Origin of the sequence: Microbacterium jepli (genome assembly GCF_047237905.1) — a bacterium.
GTDB lineage: Bacteria > Actinomycetota > Actinomycetes > Actinomycetales > Microbacteriaceae > Microbacterium.
In genome coordinates, this window is record NZ_JBDFLW010000003.1 from 248,206 (window position 1) to 265,848 (window position 17,643).

A 17,643-nucleotide genomic window follows, 5' to 3' on the forward strand; every position below is an offset into this window, starting at 1 on the left:
ACATGGTCCTTCGAGCGGCTCCACGAACGACGGTCCTACTCTGGGTTGCGGTGCTCTTCTTCGTACCGATCTGGGTAGGCGTCGCCGTGGGGCCGTTCCTCTCGGCGGTGACCATCGTGACGCTCTTGGCGATGGCGACGACATCGAGAAGCATCGAACTCACGGCCGCCGACGCGCTGATGGCAGTTTTGGTGTTCCTCCTCATAGGTCAATATGCGCTGAAGCTGACGTCGCTTCCATCGATGTTCGTCGCCATGACCGACTGGGTGCTTCCCTTCATCTGGGGGCGGTTGATCCTCACCCGCGTACATTCCGGCTTCCTCGCGGTGGTGCTCGCTGCTGCCGCCACCATTGCGGGTACCCTCGCGGTCATCGAGGGGCTCACCGGGGAGAACCCGTTCGTAGGTATCTCCGTCGGGTCCCCCACTTTGCACGCGCAGTGGGGGACGTTGCAGGAGCGAGGCGGCTCAATTCGCGCTGAGGGAGCCTTCGGCCACTCGATTGCGCTGGGTGCGACCTTGGCGATGATGTCGGCGTTCGTGCTCGCCTGCAGATGGAGGCTATGGGCGAAGCTGGCGAGCTTGGTCATCATCGTTGCCGCCGTCACGCTCACTCTGAGCCGCATAGGCCTCGTGACATTGGTGATCACGATCGCGCTGTCTTTGATCGTGCTCCCTACGCTGTCGCGACGGGCGAAGTGGTTCATCCTATTGGCCGGACTGATAGCAGCAGTGCTCGTCGTCCCACTCCTGTCTGATATCTTCTTGAGCGCGGGACGCGAAGCCGGCGGCAGCGCCGACTATCGCTGGGACCTATTCGCACTGTTCCCGTTGATCCCGTGGTTCGGTTCGGCGGCCGACTTCTCTGGGCTGACCGTTGACGGTCAATACTTCGGCAACTTCGCGACATCCGTCGACAACGCAGTCCTCGTGGCGGCTTTGCGGGCAGGACTCGTACCTGCTGTCATCCTCATCCTCATCATCGTGCTCGCGATCGTCCCAGCCTTTCGGCAGCGCTCGACGAATGCGGCGAGCATCGCCGTGGCCGGGCAGGTGCCGGGACTTTTTGCGGTGGCCTTCATCACCCAGTACGCGACAGTTTTCTGGTTCGTCGTCGGGCTCGCTGTCGCGGGTGAGGTGGCCAGACGACAGGCTGAGAGGGCCTCGAACGCGGCGACCCTGGGGGAAGCGGTGATGAGGACAGCTGACTTCGCGCCCACGGGTCCGCTGATACGCTTTCGAAGACTCGCTAGTGAGCGGTCTTCGGGTGGGGAAGGTTGACTTGAGAGTCGAATCTGTGTGGACCTTGGGCGCTGTGTGGAACGCGCTCAAGAAGGGGTGGGCCTTCATCCTCGTCGGGCTGATTGCCGGTGGACTCGTCGGTTTTGGTCTCGCCGCGGCCACGCCGCCGACCTATCAATCCACGGCCACCTTGTACGTGTCGATCAGCCAAGGGTCGAGTGGAGCTGACCTCAATCAGGGGACGACATACGCGCAGAATCAGATGCAGTCCTTCGCGCAGTTGGTGGGGTCTTCGCGCGTTCTCGAGCCCGTGATCGAATCTCTGAAGCTGGAGACGACACCCCGAAGCCTCGCGAGAAGTCTGTCGGTGACGAATCCGACCGACACCGTGATCCTGCGTATATCAGCCTCATCGTCGGCGGCAGAGAGGTCGGCGGCGATTGCGAATGCGGTCGCGCGATCATTCGCTGATGTCGTCGGCGGGGTGTCGCCGACGGCCAGCGGTGGCGCGCCGACGATCACTGCTTCCCTCGTCGACGAGGCGGTGGTGCCGGAGTCGCAGTCCGCCCCGAATAAGCCTCAGGACACGGCCCTGGCGGCTGCCGTCGGGTTCCTGCTCGGGGTCGCGGTGGCGATCACGCGCGCGCTTCTGGATACGAGGGTGCAGTCCGCCGGCGTTCTGGAAAGCATCACGGATGTGCCGGTCCTCGGCACGGTGTCGACGGCGGGGAAGGGCGGGCTGGGTTTGGCGGTGGGCGACGATCCTCTCGGCCCGACATCGGAGGAGTTCCGCCGCATACGCTCGGCCCTGTCGTACGCGGGCGTTGCCGACAAGGTGCAACGCATCCTGGTGACCTCGACATTCCAGGGCGAAGGAAAGTCTTCCTTCTCCGCCAATTTCAGCCTCACCTTGGCCGGACTGCAGAGCCGCGTCCTCCTTATCGACGGTGACCTGAGGCGTCCGAAAGTCGCCGAGTACTTCGGTTTGGAGGGCGCCGTGGGATTGACGACAGTGCTCCTTGGCGACGTCTCCTTCGAAGAAGCCCGTATCAGTCGCGCCCGGAGTCGGCTGGACATCCTGCCTTCCGGCGGCCTGCCGCCGAATCCTGCTGAGCTGCTGACATCAAGGGCCATGAACGACTTCCTCAACGAGGTCAGCCGCCAGTACGACTACGTCATCATCGACTCGCCGCCTGTGCAGAGCGTGGCGGATGCGAACCTGATGGCCCCCCTTGTCGATGGCGCTGTCTTCGTCATCGACTCCCGGAAGACCCGCCGTCACCCCTTGCTGACGGCGATGGCCGGGTATCAGAATGCTGGCGGCAGAATCGTGGGCGTGGTCCTCAACAAGGTGAAACGGCGCCGTCAAAGCGACGGCTACTACGAGCAGGCTGCCCAGGCGATGAAGGATGGCGGTTAGAAAGCGCTCATGAAGCGAGCGGCGACGCTCCGCCCGCTGCTCTCGGCTTACTAGAAGACCGCCCCCGGAGCCCGGCTCGCCGATTGGATCTGCGCGTGATTGGCTCGACCCGGGTCGCACCGGATGAGCTTTCTGGCCCGATCAAAGGGCGATGAGGGTACTCTCATTCCGTCGAGCGCGCCGGTAACACGCTGGTACGGTCTTGGGATCCGCCCGTCCCGATGATGGGGCCGGGCTCTCCGGGAAAGACTGCTGCGAGGGTACGAATTGAAAACCATACACAGAGCTCCACTTGCGCGACGGCGAACGCTGGTCTCCATCGGAGCGGTGGCGACAGTCGTCCTCTCACTTCTCGCTGCATCCTCGCCGGCCAGCGCGGCCGAACAGACAGTAGTCGCCCGGGATTCCATGGAGCGGACTGTGACGGCGGGATGGGGCAACGCTGATTCGGGCGGCAGCTGGTCCGCTTTGTCGAGCACCATCTCATCCGTGAGCGGAGGGAAGGGCTGGATCCAAAGCCCCGCGCCGGGCCGCACCTCGAGGGTCTCGCTGCCCATAACAGCAGGCGACTCGGTCTCGGTGTTCTCGTTGACCGTGCCCACGCTACCGACCGGCGGCCAAGGGATCTTCTCCTCCTACGGTGCGCGGCTGTCGTCCGACTCCTCATATGTCATCGGAGTCCGCGTTCTGCCGGGAGGAGCCGTGGAGACCACCTTGGAAAAGCGAGTCGGCTTCCAGACGACTACCTTTCAGCGCGTGCGCCTCACGCAGGCAATCGCCGCCGGAGGGACGCTGAAGGTCTTGCTCAAGGTGTCGGGAACGAGTCCAGTGCTCCTTCAAGGCAAGGTCTGGCTAGCTCAGCAGAGCGAGCCCGGCTCGCCTACGATGTCATACTCCGATTCCGATCAGGCACGTCTGCAGAAGGCCGGCGGCATCGAGTACTCCGTGTACACGGGTCCCGACACAAAAGTCGCTCCGGTGGCGATCGACGACCTCTCGCTCACCAGCACCACTCAGAGTGCCGCTGCACCAGTGACTACGCCTACGCCGACCGCCCCGCCCGCCACTACCCCGCCGGCGACGTCTGTCCCATCGGGCAGTACCGCGAGCGTTTCGGGAGCTCGTCGTGCTGCCGGAGCTGCGACGCCCGGTAGCAAGGACTTCGCTGTGCCCTCGGGAGCAGTGATCGTCGCTCCGGGCGGATCGGACTCCGGCGCTGGCACCGTGGCGTCGCCGCTCAAAACGATCAAGGCTGGCATCGCAAAAGTTGCGAACGGCGGCACCATCGTTCTGCGGGGCGGGGCCTACCACGAGGACATCATCGTTCCTCCGCAGAAGAAGGTGACGCTGCAGCCGTATCGGTCCGAGGCCGTTTGGATGGATGGGGCGGAGAAGGTGGGGAACTGGCGGTCGTCCAACGGTGTGTGGATCCGCGACGGGTGGACTCAGTCACTCGACTCGAGCCCGACCTTCACCAAGGGAGCGGCTGACGGGACAGCCCCCGGGTGGCAGTTCGTCAATCCGGCTTACCCGATGGCATCACACCCCGATCAGGTCTGGGTCGCAGGGAAGCAGCTGGCGCAGGTCGGATCACGCGCCGCGGTCAAGTCCGGGACCTTCTTCGTGGACGAGGGCGCTGACCAGCTCGTCATCGGCTCGGACCCGAACTCGGGGAGCGTGGAGGTGAGCACTCTGACGTCGGCGCTGTCCGTCCGCTCTGCCGGCTCTGTGGTGCAGGGCATCGGCGTTCGTCGTTACGCGACGAGCGTTCCTGCCATGGGCAGTGTCATCATCGCGGCTGATGATGTCTCATTGTCGGACGTGACCGTCAGGAACAACTCGACGACCGGCCTCTACACGTGGTCGAAGAACACCAAACTCACGAACGTCTCCTTGGTGGACAACGGACTCCTGGGCATGGGTGCAGCGCACGCTGACGGGCTTCGTATCACCGGACTGCTGTCCACGGGCAACAACAGCGAGCGATTCAACCGAGCGCCTGTTTCTGGCGCCATGAAGATCCACAGTTCCAACGGCGTTGTGGTGACTAACAGTGTGTTCGCCGACAACCTCGGACAGGGCCCGTGGTTCGATGAATCGAACACGAACGTCACCTTCACCGGAAATGACAGCCTCCGAAACACCGGAAGTGGCTTCGTCTTCGAGTTGTCGGAAACCGCCACGCTGGCCAACAACCTCTTCGCATCCAACGGCATCGACGGAGTCCTCATCGCCAACTCCGGCAACGTCTCTATCTGGAACAACACCTTCTCCGGCAACTATCGGAACGTCAACGTGAGCATGAACACGCGACGGTCCACCAATACGACGACGCCGTGGGTGACAAGGAACATCTCGGTGGTGAACAACGTGCTCTCCTCGGCCAAGGGCGATTGCGTCGTATGCGTCGACGACTTCTCCAAGAACCTCACCGGTGCTCAGATGGTCACGCGAAGTGAGGGGAACCTCTACCAGCGGACGAGCGCAATCGCCCCCAAGGTGTTCGCGTACTGGTCCCAGGGGAGTGCGGGCGGATCCCAGGTCTTCTCGAACCTCGCGGACTTCGCGCGCTCGACGGGTCGTGACTCGCAGTCCAAATTGGTGGAGGGCTCCGCGGTGCTGGATTCGACCTACAGATTGACGTCTTCGATGGCGCCGCTGCAGACGAGTATCACCGTCACCGTGCCGTCAGCCATCTCTGCTGTCAGCGGCATCTCGGCCGGGTCGCGCCCACTCGGCGCCATCTTCCCCTGACGTCAGTAATCGGAGCGTGACGAGCTAGTGCTCGAAGGCCAGTGCACCTCCGGGTGTGCTGGCCTTCGAGGTGATAGCGTTGCCAGACGGGGAAGGATCTGGGGTGGCTAGAGGCCGATCATTTGCGGAGGTCTTCGACCCACGGGCTAACGGACTTAACTTCGTTCGCTTGCTGCTGGCCATACTCGTCATCCTGTATCACTCCTTTCCCCTGACAGGCACGCCCATCCCCTTCGACCCCGTCAAGAGGTTGATCGGCCAGGTGTGGGTGGACGCGTTCTTCGCGATCAGCGGGTACCTGATCGTGTCGTCCTGGGTCAATCGGCCGAGAGTGTGGGCGTTCCTGCGGGCCCGGTTGTTGAGGATTTACCCGGCATTCTGGGTGTGCTTGCTCGTCACGGCGTTTGTCATCGTGCCGGTCGTTACGGGGGTGCTCGGGTCTGACAACGTCCGCTACATTTTCGCCAACGCGACACTCTTCATCACCCAGTACGACATCGCAGGCACACCTGACGGCGTCCCGTACCCGGGTGCATGGAACGGCTCTCTCTGGACTCTGTTCTGGGAGTTCCTCTGCTACCTGGGTGTGCTCGCTCTCGGGGTGCTCCGCCTCTTTCGCTGGCGGTGGACGATTCCGCTCGCTTTCGGCGTCGCGCTGGCAGCGTCGGTGGCGGCGGCCGCCGGTCTCACGAGCAACGGATGGATCGTGAACGGCTCGCGATTCGGTCTCATGTTCCTCGCGGGCGCGATGCTGTGGAGATTTCAGAAAGTGCTGCCGGTGCGCACAGGATGGATCTTAGGCAGTGTGGCGGTCATCGCACTGTCGACTCTTCTTCCGAACTACCGGTTACTCGGCGCCTTGCCCGTTGCTTACGTGGTGCTCGTCCTGGGGGCTCTCCTCACCTCGCCGAAGCTCCGCTTCAAGAACGACATCTCCTACGGTGTGTACATTTACGCGTTCCTCGTTCAGCAGGTCCTCGCGACGTGGGGACTGTGGCAGTTGGGGTGGTTCGCGTTCTTCCTGATAGCGACCGTCGCAACGGTGCCTCTTGCCACTCTTTCGTGGTTCCTTGTGGAACGCCCCGCGCTCCGGCTTAAGGGAAAGCGTGCTCCCGCAGACCCTGCCGTCGTCGCGTCAGTCCCCTGATTCGAGACCGCAACGCAGCCGCCGGCCGCCATCGCGTCGATTCATGTCCTATGACAAGGCGCCGCCGGTCAGGCGTGTGCGCGTCGCGAAGTGAATGGAATCTTCCGCGTGAGGCGCTGAATGCGTTCAGCGGACCGGGTCAACGCCAGCGCCGGGGTATAGGACCGCTTGAACCTGCCGAGGAAGCGCTTGACCTCCTTAACGTCGCGGAACAACCCGATACCCACCCAGTGGCGGGCGACACGGTCGAGCGTCGCACGATCTGCGTGCGCGAGAGCCTGGCGATGGACGGCGAAGACGAAGGCGCCGGAGTCGCGCGCTTCGGCGATCGTGTCCTCGACTCCCTGCAAGTGAGCGGCCTTCGGCCAGACGGTCGGAGAGGTCAGGGGCGACTCATTGCGGAGAGCGGGCAGTCCCGGTCCGCGCACGGTGGCCCATCCGGAGTAGAGGAAGAACTCGAGCAGCCGTCGGTCCTCGAACTCGACGGCGAACGGACGACCGGACGACTCCTCGATGTCGCGGATGAGCTCTTGCACGACGGAGGTGCGCAGCACGAAGGGCGTGGCCGTCGGCGGAAATGCGCGCACAGCGCCTTCCACCATGGCCTTGTCGCCGCCGAGGTATTCGATCGTGTGGACCAACGATGATCGAAGGGGATGCTGGTCGTAGGGGTGAGAGCGACCACGGGCCCGCCCATCGTCTCCGACGAAATCCGCACTGGTCACCGGGCGGGTGAAGTGATTCTTGGCGTCTAGAGCGATGTAATCTGGCGTGCGCACCCGGGAGCTGATGAGGAGCTTCGCGGCCTGCTGACTCCGCCAGCCCGACGTCGCCCCCGGATCGAAGAGGTCGCGCGTAGGCACGAAGGAGACCTTCGGCGCGTGCACACCATACGCATCGAGCAGGCGCGCCCGGCGACGAGAACCGAGGCCGAGCAGGCAGTTGTCGAGCACGATGATCTTGTCGACGGCATCCGGAGCGAGAAACATGCGCATGGAGCGTGCTTGCAGTTCCAGGAGGGTGACCTCGGCGTCGAAGACGACGCTGACGAAGGTGAGCTTGTCCGTCACACCAGCTCCTTCTCGCGCTTCAACATGAGACGGGCGAATCTCACCAGCAGTGCGAGGTCCACACGATAGATGCGCAAGGACAGGAAGAGCGCTGCGGCGGCGATGCCCGCGACGGCGCCCATCGCCACAGCGAGCCAGGAGTTGAAGATGAACAGTTGAGACGTGGCCCAGCTCGCGAGCCCGGCGGTTGCCACGACGCAGACGATCCTGATGGCGCCGCCGTAGAGGCGGCGAACGGGCAGGGTGGTGATTCTCGAGAGCCACCACAGGGAGAGCGGCCATGCGATGGCCGGCGCGAGCGCCACCCCCGCGGCGACGCCGAGGATGCCGAAGAAGGACCCCGAGACGATGCAGACGGCGCGGATCCCCGTCGACACCCAGGTCCACCACATCAGCTGGCGGCTGAGGCCTCGGGACACATAGACCCAGTAACCGACGAACGGCAACGTGGTCAGGAGTGCGGCGATCGCGAAGAAGCGCAGGATGGGCGCGGCTGAGGCCCATTGCGGCCCGAGCATGATCTGCACGATCGGTTCGGAGAGTCCCGCGACCATGAGGAGCGGCAGGCCGAGCGTGTAACCGAGCATGAGCTGCCCCGACACGACGAACGACTCGTATCTGACCGGATCGTTCTGCGCGCGGGAGAGGACCGGAATCGCGACGCTCGACAAGGGCGTGCGCACCTGGCCGAGCGGCGTCATCACCAGCTGATAGGCGCGGTTGTAGAGACCGAGCGGCGCTGTGCCGAAGCGGGCCGCGACCAGGACCGTGTCGATCTGATTGGCCCCGTAGGACAGCAGGTTGGCGACGACGAGGTTCCATCCGAAGCGCACGAACGACCCGATCGGATAGGCCCGGGAGTACCAGCGTGGAAGCCACCGGCCGACGGCGACGGTGGCGATCAGGGCGATCGCGGCGTTGGCCAGCTGCTGGACCACCAGTGCCCAGTAGCCGGCGCCCGCGAACGCCAGGATGACTGCGATCCCGAGTGCGGATGCCGCCGACACGACGTCGATGATCGCCATCGCTCGAAAGCGCAGACCACGCATGAGCTGCGCTCGGTACTGAGTGGTGAGCCCGTTGATGAGGAAGACGCTCGAGAGGACCTGGAGGATTCCGAGCAGCTCCGACTCGCCGCTGATCAGCTGCAGAGGCCATGCCAAAGCGAAGGCCAGCAGGCCCAGCGTCACCCCGATGCCCGTGTTGATCCAGAACAGGTTGTCGCGCTGGCCGCGGCTGAGTTCCGGGGCCTGCACGGACGCCGAGGTCAGCCCGAAGTCCCGGAAGATCTCGCCGACGCCGATCACCACGAGCACGATGGCGATCAGGCCGTAGTCGTGAGGGGAGAGCAGACGCGAGAGTACGACGACGGAGGCGAGCTGCAGGACGATGCGGGCGGCCTGAGCGATCAGCATGAACAGCGCGCCCTTTGCCGCGGACCCCGCCAGTGTCCGGCCGGGGGCCACCTCGATCAACGCAGCGCCTCGAGCAGGGGCACCGCATTGCCGAGCAGTCGTTGTCCTGCCCCCTGCGACTCGAGCGCGCGGTCCACGAGGTTCGGGTCATCGACGGAATCGAGGACGCGGGTGGACACGGCTTCGTCGCCCGCGAGTGACACGACGTGCGGCCATTCGAGTGCGGCCATGAGCGGTGCGAATTTCCTCGAGTAGGCCATCGCGACGGTAGGAGTACCCGTGGAGAGGGCGTTCAGGCAGGCGTGCATCCGCGCGCCGATTACGAGATTCGCGCCCGCGATCATCCGCCGAGCGTCTTCCAGATCCGTGGGCACGGCGAGGTGGACCGCACCGCCCAGATCCTGCTGGATCTGGCGAGAGACGGGAACGTCGTTGTCGGGATCTGCCGAGTCGAGGACGTGCGGCAGAAGCGTGACGGATCGTCCGCGCTGCGTGAGCCCGGCGATGATGTGATGAACCTGCTCGCGGTAGGCGATGTTGCTGCCGTGGGCTGTGGAGTTCCAGAGGAGTCCGGAGACGTTGAGCAGGACGTCGTACCCGGATGCCGGCTCCGGCTGCGTGATGCCGAACACCATGTCGGTGGTCGTGAGGTCCACCGGACGTCCGAGCGCGGCGCTGGCCTGAGCGCTGATCGGATCGCGTGCGAGCACGATCCGTGATCGGCGCAGATTCCGTCGGGCGAGCACGCGTGCGCGTCGAGATCCGAACGGGCCGATCGTCTGCGGTGCCATCACCGCAGGAACTCCGGACCGCACAGCGAGCTCGTGGATGAGCGACATCGTCGTGTGGCGCGGCATCCCGTAGATGTCGGCGAAGCTGTCACCGGAACGGGTGTCCCAGTACAGGTCGAAGCTGCGCAGCCAGTCCTTCATGCCGCGCTTGTTCGTCACCCACTCCCGCGCCAGCCCTCGGGTAGACCAGCTCACGGACGCGGGCCGGGTGCCGTAGTTCATGTACTCGAACTCGGCCTCGGGCCAGATCCGACGCAGGAAGTCCTGCGACCCCCGTCCGAGCGCCCGGACACCGAGATTCGGTGAGATGTCATCGGTCCAACCGAGAAGTACGCGCAACTTGTCCCCCAAGTTTCGAAGTTCTGCGGACTCCCAGGGAGTTCCGTGATGTTGATGTCGTCGATCACCCGCCGATGGAATCGGAAGGCTGATGCTCCCGATCGCGGGCATCGCACGAAGACCCCACCCGCCAGATTACGACTTCTCGTGATGATGCGATTCGCGTCGACGGCGACAGGTGCGGTCTCAGCCGCGGTTCAGGAGAAGTCCCACTCCTCAGCGGTGCGCTTCGCGCGACGACCGAGCTTGTGCATCGACTCGCCCGCGGCGAGCCGCTGCGCCAGGTCTTCGTAGCCGTCGGCGACGTCGTCCCACCGGAACGCTACCTCGGCGCGACGCTGATTGCCCGCGGCGAGACGGTCGACGGCCTCCGGCTCGTTCTCGAGCGTGGAGAAGTGCGTCACGAGGTCGGTCGAGTCGACGAAGAACCAGGCCTGGTCGTCGAGCACCTCTCGGTTGAACTGCACGTCGTAGCCGATGACGGCGGTGCGGGCGCCCATGGCACGCAGCAGCGACGGATTGGTACCGCCCACCGAATGGCCGTGCACGTACGTGTAGGCGTGCGCGTAGAGCGCGTCGAGCAGGTCCTGGTCGAAGACGCCGCCGAGGAAGATGATGCGCGGATCGTCACCCGCCGCCTTGCGGATCGACTCGGTGTAGCCGGCGCTGTAGGGCGCCGAGCCGACGACGACCAGCGGCATCCGTGCGCTGCTGCGCTGGTAGCCCTCGACGATCTCGAGCACATGGTTCTCGGGCTCGAAGCGGGCGACCACCAGGTGGTAGCCGTTCGGACGCAGGCCCAGACCCTCGATGCCGTCGGTCGGGACGTCGTTGATGATGGGCGCGCCGTAGCGGAGCAGCTCGGTCGGAACGCGGAACTGGTGCGCGTAGTACGCGGCGATGCCGGGGGCGTCCGCGATCAGCGCGTCGGCCGTGCGGACTCCGAACAGCTCGGCGCCGCGGTAGTAGGCCTTGCCGCGCGCACCCCACTTCGACCGGCGCCACTCCAGACCGTCCATGTGGAGGGCGGTCGGGATGCCGCGGGCACGCAGCATCGGCAGGAACGGGGAGTTCGCGGCGTTGAAGACGAAAGCCGCGTCCGGGCGCCGGTGCGCGAGCGCGTGCAGCGTCGACAGGCCCGTGTGGCTGAGCGTCTCGAGCTGCTTCTGCGCGACGGCCGGCAGATGCACGACCTCCATGCCGAGGTAGCTCTTCTCACGCGACTCGGAGCCGCGGGTGTAGACGCGCACGCGGTGGCCGCGCTCGACGAGCCGCTTGCCGACCTCCTCGACCGCGGTCTCGAAGCCTCCGTAGGCGGCGGGGACGCCGCGCGTGCCGACCATGGCGATCGACAGCTGGGCGGTGCGCCGACGCGCGCGGGTGGTGACGACGGGAGCGGACTGCGTCTCCGTCGCGGTGATCATGTCGGTGCGATCGTTTGCGATGACCATTGTCAGCTTCTTCCTGGCAGGTTCGTGCTCGAGCAGGTGACAGGGGAGGGGGAGGACCCACGGCCACCGCGGTCGGCGCGAAGAACGCGCACGTATCGCGGCCGACATGTGGGGGACACACCGGGGATGGTGGCCGTGGATCCGGTTCGGGAAATCTGTGTGGCGGCGTGCATGTCAGTACGCGCCCTTCGGGCGGATCATGACGCGCGCGGTGCGGACCATGATCATGAGGTCGTTGGTGACCGACCAGTTCTCGACGTAGCGGAGGTCGAGGCGGACGCTCTCGTCCCATGAGAGGTCGCTGCGACCGCTGACCTGCCAGAGGCCCGTGATGCCGGGCTTGATGTAGAGGCGGCGGTACACGCGACCGTCGTAGCCGACGACCTCGCTGGGAAGCGGCGGACGGGGGCCGACGATGCTCATGTCGCCGATGAGGACGTTGAAGAACTGCGGCAGCTCGTCGAGCGAGTACTTGCGCAGGACGGCTCCGACGCGCGTGATGCGCGGGTCGTTCTTCATCTTGAAGAGGAGGCCTGACCCCTCGTTGGCCGCGCGGAGGGCGACGAGTTCGGTCTCGGCGGTGGTGCGCATCGTGCGGAACTTCAGGATGCCGAACTCGCGGCCGTCGCGACCGATGCGGGTCTGCCGGAAGAAGACGGGGCCGCCGTCGTCCATCTTGATGGCGAGGGCGATGAGAACGCTGATGACGGCGATCGGGATCAGGGCGATCGCGGACAGGACGATGTCCATGGCGCGCTTCATGGAATGAGCGCCGCCTTCGAAACGCGGGATCTCGACGTGGATGAGAGGCAGACCGTCGATCGGCTTGAGAGAGATGCGCGGGCCGGCCACATCCGCCAGGCGACCGGAGAGGATGAGCTCGGCAGCAGTGCCCTCGAGGTCCCAGCTCAGCCGCTTGATGAAGTCGGGATCGTCGGGCGGCGTGCTGGCGACGATGATCGTGTCGGCCTCGACGGCGCGGGCGTGCATCGACACCATGCCCATGCGTCCGAGGACGGGGTAGGCGCGACCGTTCACGACGAGCGTGTCGTGGTCGGCGTCGGGCGTCGTGACTCCGACCACCTGGAAGCCGAGCCCCGGATTGGCTGCGAGATTCCGGACGACATAGTCGATGTCGTGCTCGTTACCGGCGACGATCACGCGGGACGCGTAGTGGCCGAACTCGCGCTGGCGCGCGAGCCATCGACGCCAGCCCCAGCGCGCCGCGATCAAGGACAGCAGACCGACCGGCAGGGCGACGAGCAGGATCATGCGGATGCCGCTCCACTGGAACACGACGAACAGCATGGCGAGCAGGCCGAACGCGGCAGCCGTCGCGTGGGCGACCCGCTTGTACTCGGTCGCCCCGGTGCCCAGCACCTTCGGCGAGCGGGTCTGAAGGAGCCACAGGAGCAGAACCCACGCGGCGAGGGTGATGGCCGCGACGCGCATCACGACACCCACCTCCGGCGATGTGAAGCGCAGACCGATGGTGTCGATACCGGCGGCGAGCGCGGTGACGATCAGAACGATCACGCCATCGGTGATGCGCAGGCGCCGAACGTAACGGCGCTCCCATGTGCGTCGCCGCTCCAGCGAGGGCTGCATGCGCGGCATGACAGTGGGCCCGGTGCGCACGATGTGCGCGGTCGTCGACACGCGCGACGCCTCGACGCGGCGCAGCGTACTGCGCGTCGGAGCAGCGACGGCCGCGATCGGCGTGAACTGCGCCGTCGGCGTGGCCGTCGTCTCGGTGACCGTCGACTCGACGGTCGTCACGAACGCGCAGCAGAGAGCTGCACGCCGGAAATGGCGTCCCCAGACATATCGTTTTCCCCAGTAAACGATGAGACGACCGAAGTCGTCTGATTCCCCAGTTCACGCGATCTGTCGGGCCCCAGCCCGGCATATGAGGCATCCCACTGCCTCACCCGCGTCGCCCTCCGTGGCGCCGTCGAAGACGGCGCCGCATGAGAGTTCTTTCATACTAGGCCTGCGCGTCGCCCGCTGTCCACTCAACGGGAGGAGAACGTTCATCTTCCCCGCGCACCCATAGGAAGCGCCTTCGCAGACGGCGGGCACGAAGCCGCTCGCGGCCGTCAGCCGATCATGCCGACGAGCGCGTCGAGCCCCATCCCGTAGTTCACGCGCTGCACGGGCAGGGCGAGCTTGTCCGAGCCGATGGAGACGTAACCGGGCTCGATCGTGCGGCCCATCTCGAAGCCGGCCTGCGCCACGCCCTGCTTGGTGATGTCGTTGTAGTGGCCGAACGGATAGGCCACGACCTCCTTGACCCCGAGCACGGACGCCGACGTCTCCAGGTCGGCGGCGATCTCGTCGGCGCTGAGGTTGACCATTCGGCCCTGGCCGTTGTCGCCTGCGCGGTGCATGTCGTGGGTGTGCGACCGGCGCAGCACGTAGGGGTTGGGCGCAGCATCCTGTCGCCACGCGGTGATCATGAACGACGTCGTCATGACCTTGTACTTCTCCACGACGGGGGCGGCGAGGTCGAACCAGGTCTGGTCCGCGTCGTCGTCGGTGACGATCACCGAGTGATTCGGCAGGAAGACCTTGCCGTCGATGAACGCGCCCAGCTCCCGCCACGTGGGCAGGTAGAAGCCGTCCGACGCGATGTAGGCCATGTGCGCGTCGAAGTCGCCGATGTAGGCGTAGTTGCCGCGCAGCCACCCCTCCTCGCCTGCCGGGTTGGTCGTGAACTGGTGGTACATGAGGATCGGGATGCGCGCGTTCTCGGCGATGTTCTCCTCCGGCGTCTTCCACGACGCGAAGAGGGTGGTCTCGCGATCGGTGCAGGAGACGGTGCGCGACTCGTTGACGCGCTGCGCGGTGGTGAAGGCCGCAGCATCCTGAGACGTCGTGTACCAGCCGGCGAACACGCGGCCGTCGGCGGAGGGCAGGGGGAGGTCGGAGTACAGGCCGCCCTCCGTCTGCAGCACGGGCTGGTCGCTGATGCCGTCGCCGGTGAACGTGACGGCGCACGCGGCGGGATCGGTCGAACCCGCGAGAAGCTGCTGCGCCGCGGTCAGGGCGACGGTGGGAGTCGGCGTCGGGCTGTCGCTCGGTGCGCCGGGCGCGGGCTGCCCGTCGGCGACGGCCTCGCCGGTGGCAGGCGCGACCAGTTTCGGCACGACGACGATCGCCGTGACGATGGCCGCGATCACCGCGATGGCGCCGACCGCGGCGAAGGTGCGGCGGCGCCTGATCTGGCGTGAGGCGCGACGGCGTCGTCGGGTGGTGTCCATGGCGAGGTCCCCTTCGGTGCCGGGCGGCGAGACCGGCGGCACCACCGATGATAGGGGCTGGAGGCCGCGGGATCAGGGATTTTCGGCGGGAGACAGGAGTCGATCGAGCAGTCCGAGCGCGCCTTCCAGGTCGACGTCGTCATCGAGCAGCCACTGCGTCTGAAGACCGTCGGATGCCGCGATCACGAGTGAGGCGGTCAGTTCCGCATCCACGTCCGCGCGCAGACGACCCGCGCGCTGCTGCGCGCGGATGTCGTCGGCGAGCCCGGTGCGGATGCGGGAGAAGCGTTGCGTGGCGAAGTCACGGGCGTCGGGGTGACCCTCTTCCAGGGCCGTCGCGACGAGCGTGCTGTAGAGCTGCACGAGTCCCGGCACGGTGCGGTTGCGGCGTGCGGACTCCATCATGACGCCGACGGCGGACGTGTCCTGCGGGTGCGGCTCGGTCTCGTCCGCGCGCCGCTCGGAGGCCCGGTACACCTCGACGAGGAGCTGCTCGCGCGAGGTGAAGTAGTGCGTGAGGGCGGCGTGCGAGACCCCGATCGCATCGGCGATGGAGCGCAGCGACGTGCGCTCCGCGCCGCGCTCGGCGAACACCTCGATGGCGCGGTCGAGGATCTGCTGGCGGCGCGCGAGCCCCTTGGCGTAGGAGCCGCGTCGCTTGGATGCCTCGGGTGCGTCATCGGACATGGTCGAAGTGTATCCGGCGAATACTTCCATTCGGAGGTTTTCGACGCTAGCCTGAGCGTGGTCGCCGGTCGCGGCGGCCTGTCAACGGCGATCCCAGCGAGAGAGACCATGCCTCCGACCACTTCCGTTCAGCTCTTCACCGTCAACACGGCCCTCGATGCCGACCTCGAGGGCACGCTCTCGAAGATCGCCGAGGCCGGCTTCACCTCGGTCGAGCCCTATGACTTCGTGCGCCGCGCCGACGCGCTCGCCGATGCCTTCCGCGTGCACGGGCTCTTCGCACCCACGGGTCACGCGTTCCTCGCGTCCGACTCCTTCGTGCGCCCGGACGGCACGGGCACCACGGTCGAGGTGCCGACCCACGACGAGGTGTTCGCCGCGGCGAAGACCCTCGGCATGACGATCGTCATCGATCCCTACACGGTCCCGGCCCGCTGGGAGACGCGCGAGCAGATCGAGGACACCGCCCGCCGCCTGAACGCCGCCGCCGCGGCCGCCGCCCCGCACGGCCTCCGCGTCGGCTACCACAACCACGCGCACGAGCTCGAGGCGCAGATCGACGGCGAGACCGGGCTTGAGGTGCTCGCCTCGCTGCTCGACCCCGAGGTCGCCCTCGAGGTCGACCTGTACTGGGCCGCCCGCGCCGGCGTCGACGTGCCCGCACTGCTCCAGCGCCTCGGCGACCGGGTCAAGGCCGTGCACGTGAAGGACGGCACCCTCGCCCCCGAGCTGCTCGACGCCTACCCGCCCGCCGACCAGGTGCCGGCCGGCGAGGGCACCGTGCCCCTCGCGGAGGCGCTGGACGCAGCATCCGCCCTCGAATACGCGGTCGTCGAGTTCGACGCGTACGACGGCGACATCTTCGAGGCCGTCCGCACGAGCCGCGTGTTCCTGGACGAGCGGGCCGGCCGATGACCGGCGGGACGGTCGGCGTCGGCATCATCGGCGCCGGCAACATCAGCGACACCTACCTCGAGAACCTCTCGAGCTTCCCCGACGTGACGGTCCACGTGGTCGGCGACATCCTCGAAGACCGCGCGAAGGCGCAGGCCGAGAAGTACGGCGTGGCGGCCTCGGGCGGCGTCGACGCGGTGCTGAGCCACCCCGACGTCGAGATCGTCGTCAACCTCACGATCCCGGCGTCTCACGTCGAGATCTCGTCGGCGGCGATCGCCGCGGGCAAGAACGTGTGGAGCGAGAAGCCGATCGGCGTCGACCGCGAGAGCGCGAAGGCGCTCATCGAGCAGGCGGATGCCGCGGGCCTGCGTGTCGGCATCGCCCCGGACACGGTGCTCGGCCCCGGCCTGCAGTCGGCCAAGCGGGCCATCGCCCGCGGCGACATCGGGCGCCCGCTGTTCGCGCAGACGTCGTTCCAGTGGCAGGGGCCGGAGATCTTCCACCCGAACCCCGGTTTCCTGTACGCGCGCGGCGGCGGTCCGCTGCTGGACATGGGCCCGTACTACGTCTCGGCCCTCGTGCACCTGTTCGGTCCGGTCGCCGCCGTGGCGGCTCTCGGTCTGCGCAGCTCCGCGACGCGTCAGGTGCAGGTCGGCGAGCTCGCGGGCACGGACTTCCCGATCGAGATCCCCACCACCGTCAGCGTGCTGACGCAGTTCGAGCAGGGCGGCCAGGCGCAGAGCCTGTACAGCACCGACTCGGCGCTCAAGCGTCACGGCGTCGTGGAGATCAACGGCACCGAGGGCACCCTCGTCATCCCCGACCCGAACACGTTCGGCGGACGCATCTACATCACGCGCCCGATGACCGAGGTCGTCGTGCCGCCGGCCCCGACGGTGCAGCAGGTCGACGAGGTCGAGCAGGAGGGCGTGCTCGTCGGCCGCGGTCTCGGGCTGCTCGACATGGCGCGAGCGATCCGCGAGGGCCGCCCGCACGTCGCGAGCGGCGAGCTCGGCTACCACGTGCTCGACACGCTGCTGTCGATCGAGGAGTCCGTCGAGCGCGGCGCCTTCGTGCCGGTCGAGAGCACCGTCGCCGGCGTCGGCTCGGTGCCGGCCGACTTCGACCCGCTGGCCCGCACGGTCTGAGCTCCGACTGAGGGGCGGGT

13 protein-coding genes are annotated in these 17,643 nt (G+C 66.5%); 6 read left to right on the forward strand and 7 right to left on the reverse strand.

Going from position 1 to position 17,643, the window contains the following annotated elements; genetic code table 11:
• Positions 1 to 50: 50 nt before the first annotated feature.
• The 4 genes from ABC304_RS01790 (at position 51) to ABC304_RS01805 (ending at position 6,562) form a co-directional block, all read left to right on the forward strand.
• Complete coding sequence (locus tag ABC304_RS01790) at positions 51 to 1,280, forward strand: O-antigen ligase family protein (RefSeq protein ID WP_412928607.1); 1,230 nt, start codon at positions 51 to 53, stop codon at positions 1,278 to 1,280.
• A 34-nt stretch (positions 1,281 to 1,314) separates the two neighbouring features.
• Positions 1,315 to 2,661 carry a tyrosine-protein kinase domain-containing protein gene (locus tag ABC304_RS01795; RefSeq protein ID WP_412928608.1) on the forward strand — a complete coding sequence of 449 codons (1,347 nt, stop codon included), beginning with the start codon at positions 1,315 to 1,317 and terminating at the stop codon, positions 2,659 to 2,661.
• Positions 2,662 to 3,363: 702 nt separating this feature from the next.
• Positions 3,364 to 5,415, forward strand: a complete 2,052-nt coding sequence (locus tag ABC304_RS01800) for a right-handed parallel beta-helix repeat-containing protein (protein ID WP_412928609.1) — start codon at positions 3,364 to 3,366, stop codon at positions 5,413 to 5,415.
• A 55-nt stretch (positions 5,416 to 5,470) separates the two neighbouring features.
• Positions 5,471 to 6,562, forward strand: a complete 1,092-nt coding sequence (locus ABC304_RS01805) for an acyltransferase family protein (RefSeq protein ID WP_412928610.1) — start codon at positions 5,471 to 5,473, stop codon at positions 6,560 to 6,562.
• Positions 6,563 to 6,630: 68 nt separating this feature from the next.
• Here the strand turns inward: ABC304_RS01805 and ABC304_RS01810 are convergent, their stop codons facing one another.
• From ABC304_RS01810 to ABC304_RS01840, 7 genes are all read right to left on the reverse strand, one after another.
• The gene (locus ABC304_RS01810; protein WP_412928611.1) at positions 6,631 to 7,632 is read right to left on the reverse strand and encodes a DUF6492 family protein; all 1,002 of its coding nucleotides are present in this window, start codon (positions 7,630 to 7,632) and stop codon (positions 6,631 to 6,633) included.
• Positions 7,629 to 9,098, reverse strand: coding sequence for a lipopolysaccharide biosynthesis protein (locus ABC304_RS01815; RefSeq protein WP_412929039.1), 1,470 nt, complete (start codon positions 9,096 to 9,098; stop codon positions 7,629 to 7,631). Before ABC304_RS01815 ends, ABC304_RS01810 begins: the two co-directional genes overlap by 4 nt.
• Positions 9,099 to 9,103: 5 nt before the next feature.
• Positions 9,104 to 10,177: a polysaccharide pyruvyl transferase family protein gene (locus tag ABC304_RS01820; RefSeq protein ID WP_412928612.1), complete on the reverse strand. Its 1,074-nt coding sequence runs from the start codon at positions 10,175 to 10,177 to the stop codon at positions 9,104 to 9,106.
• A gap of 197 nt (positions 10,178 to 10,374) precedes the next feature.
• On the reverse strand, positions 10,375 to 11,520 hold the full coding sequence (locus tag ABC304_RS01825; RefSeq protein ID WP_412929040.1) for a DUF1972 domain-containing protein: 1,146 nt from the start codon (positions 11,518 to 11,520) through the stop codon (positions 10,375 to 10,377).
• A 282-nt stretch (positions 11,521 to 11,802) separates the two neighbouring features.
• The gene (locus tag ABC304_RS01830; protein ID WP_412928613.1) at positions 11,803 to 13,407 is read right to left on the reverse strand and encodes a sugar transferase; all 1,605 of its coding nucleotides are present in this window, start codon (positions 13,405 to 13,407) and stop codon (positions 11,803 to 11,805) included.
• Between the two features lie 320 nt (positions 13,408 to 13,727).
• A complete protein-coding gene (locus ABC304_RS01835) occupies positions 13,728 to 14,891 on the reverse strand; it encodes a polysaccharide deacetylase family protein (protein ID WP_412928614.1) in 1,164 nt (387 codons plus the stop codon).
• A 72-nt stretch (positions 14,892 to 14,963) separates the two neighbouring features.
• On the reverse strand, positions 14,964 to 15,578 hold the full coding sequence (locus ABC304_RS01840; RefSeq protein WP_412928615.1) for a TetR/AcrR family transcriptional regulator: 615 nt from the start codon (positions 15,576 to 15,578) through the stop codon (positions 14,964 to 14,966).
• Positions 15,579 to 15,686: 108 nt separating this feature from the next.
• Here ABC304_RS01840 and ABC304_RS01845 point away from each other — a divergent pair, with 108 nt between their 5' ends.
• Both ABC304_RS01845 and ABC304_RS01850 read left to right on the forward strand, forming a co-directional pair.
• Complete coding sequence (locus ABC304_RS01845; RefSeq protein ID WP_412928616.1) at positions 15,687 to 16,493, forward strand: sugar phosphate isomerase/epimerase family protein; 807 nt, start codon at positions 15,687 to 15,689, stop codon at positions 16,491 to 16,493.
• A complete protein-coding gene (locus ABC304_RS01850) occupies positions 16,490 to 17,623 on the forward strand; it encodes a Gfo/Idh/MocA family protein (RefSeq protein ID WP_412928617.1) in 1,134 nt (377 codons plus the stop codon). Before ABC304_RS01845 ends, ABC304_RS01850 begins: the two co-directional genes overlap by 4 nt.
• Positions 17,624 to 17,643 lie beyond the last annotated feature (20 nt).

Excerpts from the sequence above, each read along its gene's own strand:
- ABC304_RS01825 (WP_412929040.1), bottom strand. The coding sequence starts at position 11,520 with ATGGTCGGCACGCGCGGCGTCCCCGCCGCCTACGGAGGCTTCGAGACC.
- ABC304_RS01835 (WP_412928614.1), bottom strand. The coding sequence starts at position 14,891 with ATGGACACCACCCGACGACGCCGTCGCGCCTCACGCCAGATCAGGCGC.
- ABC304_RS01840 (WP_412928615.1), bottom strand. The coding sequence starts at position 15,578 with ATGTCCGATGACGCACCCGAGGCATCCAAGCGACGCGGCTCCTACGCC.
- ABC304_RS01845 (WP_412928616.1), top strand. The coding sequence starts at position 15,687 with ATGCCTCCGACCACTTCCGTTCAGCTCTTCACCGTCAACACGGCCCTC.
- ABC304_RS01850 (WP_412928617.1), top strand. The coding sequence starts at position 16,490 with ATGACCGGCGGGACGGTCGGCGTCGGCATCATCGGCGCCGGCAACATC.